Source organism: Streptomyces antimicrobicus (genome assembly GCF_020532625.1).
Lineage (GTDB): Bacteria > Actinomycetota > Actinomycetes > Streptomycetales > Streptomycetaceae > Streptomyces > Streptomyces antimicrobicus.
Window position 1 is genome coordinate 37,880 of sequence record NZ_JAJAUY010000040.1, and the last position, 6,000, is coordinate 43,879.

The 6,000-nt window shown below is 72.8% G+C and carries 4 protein-coding genes; 1 reads left to right on the forward strand and 3 read right to left on the reverse strand.

What is annotated here, in order from left to right:
* Positions 1-375: 375 nt before the first annotated feature.
* Positions 376-1,026 (reverse strand): TetR/AcrR family transcriptional regulator, encoded by a 651-nt coding sequence (locus tag LG632_RS13215; RefSeq protein WP_226727214.1) that lies wholly within the window; start codon positions 1,024-1,026, stop codon positions 376-378.
* A gap of 168 nt (positions 1,027-1,194) precedes the next feature.
* Here LG632_RS13215 and LG632_RS13220 point away from each other — a divergent pair, with 168 nt between their 5' ends.
* On the forward strand, positions 1,195-2,277 hold the full coding sequence (locus LG632_RS13220) for an FAD-dependent oxidoreductase (RefSeq protein ID WP_226727215.1): 1,083 nt from the start codon (positions 1,195-1,197) through the stop codon (positions 2,275-2,277).
* A gap of 7 nt (positions 2,278-2,284) precedes the next feature.
* On the opposite strand, the gene LG632_RS13225 is transcribed toward LG632_RS13220, so the two are convergent.
* Both LG632_RS13225 and LG632_RS13230 read right to left on the reverse strand, forming a co-directional pair.
* Complete coding sequence (locus LG632_RS13225) at positions 2,285-4,477, reverse strand: putative bifunctional diguanylate cyclase/phosphodiesterase (RefSeq protein ID WP_374203467.1); 2,193 nt, start codon at positions 4,475-4,477, stop codon at positions 2,285-2,287.
* Positions 4,474-5,295 carry an SAM-dependent methyltransferase gene (locus LG632_RS13230; RefSeq protein WP_226727220.1) on the reverse strand — a complete coding sequence of 274 codons (822 nt, stop codon included), beginning with the start codon at positions 5,293-5,295 and terminating at the stop codon, positions 4,474-4,476. The genes LG632_RS13225 and LG632_RS13230 overlap by 4 nt, the downstream gene beginning before the upstream one ends.
* Positions 5,296-6,000 lie beyond the last annotated feature (705 nt).

The window sequence follows — 6,000 nt, forward strand, 5'->3', positions numbered from 1 at the left end:
CGGGGCCCCTCAACGGGTCCAGCGGCACCCCGCCCGCACCTCGGCGGGCCGGAGGCCATACCGACCGCGCCGTCACCCCCGTCACGAGCCCCCCGGCGCAGGCACGGCACGCGCGCACACGCGTGCATCGCGTGCATCGCGCGCATCGCGCGCATCGCGTGCATCGCGCGCATCGCGCGCATCGGCGACCTCGGCCCCGACCTGAAGAAAGGGTCACGGCTCCAACCTCCCGTCGCAAAGCGCGGCCAGGAACTGGACCATTCCGAGCTCCTCCATCGCACGCACCCTGCCTCTGCCACACCGCTCCGCCCGACACGCAACCGAGGAAGATCGCCCGAACAGGACCGCCCTCGGCGGCCGGGCAGGTCCGCCGGCTCAGGGGGTGCGGCTCGGGAGGACAGAGTCGAGGCCGTGGGCGAGGGCGCCGAAGGCGCTGTCGGCGTCGGCCACGGCGTCGGGGTAGGCCTCGTCGCTGGTCGCCCCGGCGGCCAGGCGGGTCCAGTTGACCCGGCCGAGCTCGTGCCGCACGGCGATCAGGTGCTGGGCGGAGAGCCGGGCCAGCAGCGGCGGTACGGCCTCCGCCTCCAGGACCTCGGCCAGCAGCTCGACCTCGCGCTCGACGTAGCGGGCGACCCGGTCGAGCAGGCTCTCCGCGGAGTACAGCAGCTGCATGAAGGCCACGATGTCGGGCAGGTCCGACAGCCCGGTGGCCGGGTCCCGCTCCGCGAGCGCCGCCGTGAAGTGCGCGTGCAGCGCGCCGACCGGGGTCTGGCCGGCCGGCCGGTCCCGCACGACACGGGCGGCCTCGTCCTGGTGATCGGCGAACCGGTCCAGGACCAGGTCCTCCTTGGTGGGGAAGTACCGGAACAGGGTCGGCTTGGAGACCTCCGCCGCCGCCGCGACGTCGGCCACCGATACGTCGTCGAACCCGCGCTCCAGGAACAGCTCCAGCGCGGTGGCCCGCAGGTGCGTGCGGGTGCGCTGCTTCTTGCTCTCGCGCAGGCCGGGGGTGGCGGCGTCCGTCATGCCCGTCTCCTTTCACTCCTCACTCCAAGCGTAGCAGACATTGATGACCGAGTTAATTTTTTTACTGGGTTGCATTTTTTCCTCGGTTGCGCTTTCCTGGTTCCAGGCCGCCGACAGGAGGCGGAGGAACAGCAGCGACCGACTGCGAACGGAGACGGGGGACCAGAGATGAACGACGTGACGACCGACGTGACGGACCACATGACGACCGATGTGGTGATCGTGGGCGCCGGCCCGACCGGCCTGACACTGGCCTGCGAACTGGCCCGGCGGGGCCGCACCGTGCGCCTCCTGGAGCAGCGGGAGTCACCGCACCGCGAGTCGCGGGGCAAGGCGCTGCGCCCGGGCGCCCTGGAGGTGTTCGCCGGCCTCGGCATCGCCGACCGGGTGCGCGCAGCGGGCGAGCCGCGGATGGTCTTCCGCAAGTACTTCGACGGCGTGCACGCCGCCGACACCGACGTCGAGGGCATGCTGCTGATCGGCCAGTGGCGGATCGAGGAGGCGCTGCGCGACCGGCTCGCCGAGCTCGGCGGCCGGGTCGAGTTCGGCGCCGGGGTCAGCGCCATCGCCCAGGACCAGGACGGCGTCACCGCCACCTTGACCGACGGCCGTTCGGTGCGGGCGGCTCATCTCGCCGGGTGCGACGGCGGCCGGAGCACCGTGCGCAAGCTCCTCGGCATCTCCTTCGAGGGGCACACCGACGAGGAGCAGGCCATGGTCGTCGGTGACGTACGGGCGCCAGGGCTGAGCCGGGGCTACTGGCACCAGTGGTTCACCTCGGACGGCGACGCGATGATGCTCTGCCCGATACCGGGCACGGACTCCTTCCAGCTCCAGGCCTCGCCGGAGCGGGACGCCGAGGGGCGGCCCCTGGCGCCGACGCTGGAGGGCTGCCAGCGGCTGTTCGACCGGCATGCCCGGATGCCGGGCATACGGCTGGCCGATCCCACCTGGCTGTCGACCTGGCGGGTCAACGTGCGGATGGCCGACCGGCTGAGGGAGGGCCGCGCCTTCCTCGCCGGGGACGCGGCCCATGTGCACCCGATAGCGGGCGGCTTCGGGATGAACACCGGCATCGAGGACGCCGCCGCGCTGGCCCGCTCGCTGAGCGGGGAGGCGCCGCTGGAGACCTACGAGACCGAGCGCCTGCCGGCCGCCGCCCATGTGCTGACCGACACCGCGGCGCGCATGCGCAGGGTGCGGGAAGCGGTGCGGACACCCGGCACCGGGATCGAGGCCGGCCTGGACTGAGCTGCGGTCAAGGGGCGGCGTCCGAGAGGGTGAGGGAGTGGATGCGGTCGGGTGCGCCGGGGCGGGCGTAGTACCAGCCCTGTGCCGTGTCGCAGCCCAGGGCGCGCAGCTGGGCAGCCTGGGCCCCGGTCTCCACGCCCTCGACCGTCACCGCGAGTTCGAGGCTGTGGGCGAGGGCGACGATCCCTTCGACGATCTTGACATCGACGGGGTCGGCCGGCTGCTGCTGCATCCCCTGGGTGAAGGAGCGGTCCAGTTTCAGCACGCTCACCGGGAGGCGGCGCAGGTTGGCGAGGTTCGAGTAGCCGGTGCCGAAGTCGTCGAGGGCGATGTCCACGCCCAGGGCGGCCAGCCGGCGCAGGGGTTCCAGGAGTTCGTCGTCGGCGCCGATCAGGGCCGATTCGGTGACCTCCAGGCACAAGGACCCCGGCTCCAGGCCGGAGTTCTCCAGGACCGCCACGGTGTCGGCGACGAGGCCGGGGTGGTGGAGCTGGGTGGGTGAGAGGTTGACGTTGATCCGCAGGGGGCCGCCGTGCTCGCGCTGCCAGTTGCGGGCCTGGCGGACCGCCTCCTCCAGCACCCAGCGGCCGAGGGGGACGATCAGGCCGGTGCGCTCGGCGAGCGGTATGAACCGGTCCGGTCCCAGGACGCCGTACTGGGGGTGGGACCAGCGCACCAGCGCCTCGGCGCCGTAGACACTGCCGTCGTTCATGTCCACCAGCGGCTGGTACTCGACGAAGAACTCGCCGCGTTCCAGGGCGCCGGGCAGGGCGTTGGTCAGGCCGTGTCGGGTGATGGCACGGGCGTCGGCCTCGGCGTCGGCGAACTCGAAGCGGTTGCCGCCGGCGGCCTTCGCCCGGTACATGGTGATGTCGGCGCTGCGGAGCACCTCGGCCGGGGTGCGCTCGCCTGCGGGGCCCTCGACGATGCCGATGCTGCCGCGCACGGTCAGCTCCCGGCCCTCCAGCCGGATCGGGGCGGCCAGCGCGGAGAGGATGCGGACGGCGAGGTCGGTGACCTTCTGTTCGGTGTCGGGACCGGTGGTCAGCGCCACGAACTCGTCGCCGCCGAGCCGGGCGACCACCTCGCCGGGGCCGGTCGCGCAGCTCTGCAGCCGGTCGGCGACCTCCACCAGTAGGCGGTCGCCCGCCGAGTGGCCGAGGCTGTCGTTGACCGCCTTGAACCCGTCCAGGTCGAGGTAGCACAGGCCGAAGCGGGCGCCGTCCTCGGCAGGGGCGCTGATCGCCTTCTCCAGCCGTTCGAAGAACAGCGTGCGGTTGGGCAGGCCGGTCAGGGCGTCGTGGGTGGCCTCGTAGCGCAGGCGCAGGTTGAGGAGCCGGCGTTCGGTGGTGTCCTCCATCAGCGCCAGCTGGTACTGCGGGCGGCCCTCGGCGTCGCGCAGCAGGGACACCGTCAGGTTGGTCCACAGCACGGTGCCGTCGTGCCGGTAGTACGGCTTCTCGACCCGGTAGTGCTCGCGCTCGCCGCGGACCAGTTCGCCGTACATCCGCCAGATGTTCGGGGCGTCGTCGGGGTGGCCCCACTCACTGACGTTGCGGCCGCGGACGTGGCCTTCGAGGCCGCCGAACATCTGCAGCAGCGCGTCGTTGACCTCCAGGACGTTGCCGTCGAGGTCGGCGATGCCGATGCCGATGGCGGCGCCCTCGAAGACGGCCCGGAAGCGCTCCTCGCTCAGGTGCAGGGCCTCCTGGGCGTCGGAGCGGGCGGTCAGGGCCGAGCGGGCGATGGCCTCCTGCTCCCGCAGGGTGCGCTCGCGCAGGGCCCGGGCGAAGCCGGCCGCGATGCCGTGCTGGAGGCGGGCGCAGCGGGCCCGGTACTGCTCGCTCTCCTCCGGGCCGGCCCCGCCGGGGCCGCAGTACAGCACCAGGTAGGAGTCGACCACGCCCAGGGTCCCGGACAGGGCCTCGGGGTCGGTGCAGTGGACGGCGACGAGTTCGGCGCCGACGCGCTGGGGCACGGCCGGGTCGAAGGAGCGCGCGTGCAGGGCCTCGTTGAGGGCGTGGGCCAGTGGCAGCAGGTGCCGCTCGAACTCGGCCCGCGTCAGCGAGGTCGCGGTGACCGGGAAGATGGCCCGGCTCCAGATGGTCGCGAAGCGGCCGATCCGGTCCGCCAGGTCCTCCGGCAGGCCCGTGGCCGCCGGCGCCTGCTCCGGGTGCGCCGTCTGGGCGGGGACTCTCACGCCTTGCGTCCCACACCCGCGAAGCCGGCGAAGGCGTACGGATCCTCCGGCGAGCCGAGGTCCTCGGGCGCCTCGGGCCGCCACATGGGCATCGGCACCAGCCCCGGGTCGACCAGGTCGAAGCCGTCGAAGAAGCGGGTGACCTCCTCGCGGGTGCGCATCACCAGCGGGTTGCGCATGTCCCGGTAGACGCCGACGGTCCCGCTGGCCTCCTCCTGGGAGACCGGCAGCCCCTCGTAGGAGGCATGGGTGACGACCAGCAGGCTGCCGGGGGCGAGGGCGTCACGCAACTCGGCCACGGCCCCGTGCGGGTCGTCCGCGTCCTCCAGGAAGTGCAGGACGGCGACGAGCAGCAGGGCGACCGGCCGGTCGAGGTCCAGCAGCTGCTCCACCTCGGGGCTCTGCAGGATCGACGCCGGCTTGCGCAGGTCGGCGGCGGCTATGGCGCTGAGGTCGTCCCCGGCCAGGACGGCCCGGCTGTGGGCGACCGCGACCGGGTCGTGGTCGACGTAGACGACGCGCGCCTGCGGGCAGGCCTGCTGGGCCACCTCGTGGACGTTGCCGAAGGTGGGGATGCCGGAGCCGATGTCGAGGAACTGGGTGATGCCCTCGGCCACGGCGTGGCGCACGGCGCGTCGCATGAATGCCCGGTTCGCCTGCATGATCTTGGGCAGGCCCGGCAGGAATTCCATGGCCCGGCGGGCGGCCTGGCGGTCGACATCGAAATTGTGGGAGCCGCCCAGGTAGTAATCGTAGATGCGCGACACGCTCGGCACCGATATGTCGATGCCTGGCGGGGCCCAGGCGGGGCGGTCCATCGAGGTCTCCAAGCCGTAGTCCATCTGCGGTCGGACTGCTGTCCGAGCCGAATGTACTGATCATTCGCCAACAGAGCGAGCTAAAGCGGAAATTGGCGGTCCGTTCTTCGTCACACACCAAAGCCGGGCGCGGACCCCGGCCCCGCATTGGCCGAAACCGACAAGTCCCTTTTGAGAATTGACGCCGGGCGGACCGCCGCTGTCCGTCTCTGGCTCAAACCGTTCTGGACCGAAGGTCACCCGTTCAGGCGAACCGTTCGCGTGCGCGGCGTGCGCGCCGCCGGTCCGGCCCATGATCCCCGCGTGAACAGACCCCGTTCCCGGCGCTTACTGGCGGTCCCGGTCCTGGTGTGGGCGGCCCTCACCACCACCCCGGCCGTGGCCGATAGCTGCGCCTACGCGACGATCACCGACGGCGGCGGTCGCACGGTGGTGGGGCTCGTCGCGGCCGCGGGCAGCGGTGGCCGCGGGGGCGGTCACGGGAGTGGCCATGGTGGCGGACATCACGAGGGCCGGCACTGCCGCAAGTACCCCAAGGGGCACCGGCACTGCCCGCCACCGCCTCCCCCGCCGTGCCCGACGCCCAGGCCCACCCCGCCGAAGCCCACCCCGACCCCGACGCCCCCGCCCCCTCCACCGAAACCGGCGCCGACTCCGACCCCGACTCCGCCCCCGCCCCCGAAGCCGCCCGCTCCGGCGCCGCCG

Coding starts and splice junctions, on each gene's coding strand:
- LG632_RS13215 (WP_226727214.1), bottom strand. CDS start 1,026: ATGACGGACGCCGCCACCCCCGGCCTGCGCGAGAGCAAGAAGCAGCGC.
- LG632_RS13220 (WP_226727215.1), top strand. CDS start 1,195: ATGAACGACGTGACGACCGACGTGACGGACCACATGACGACCGATGTG.
- LG632_RS13230 (WP_226727220.1), bottom strand. CDS start 5,295: ATGGACCGCCCCGCCTGGGCCCCGCCAGGCATCGACATATCGGTGCCG.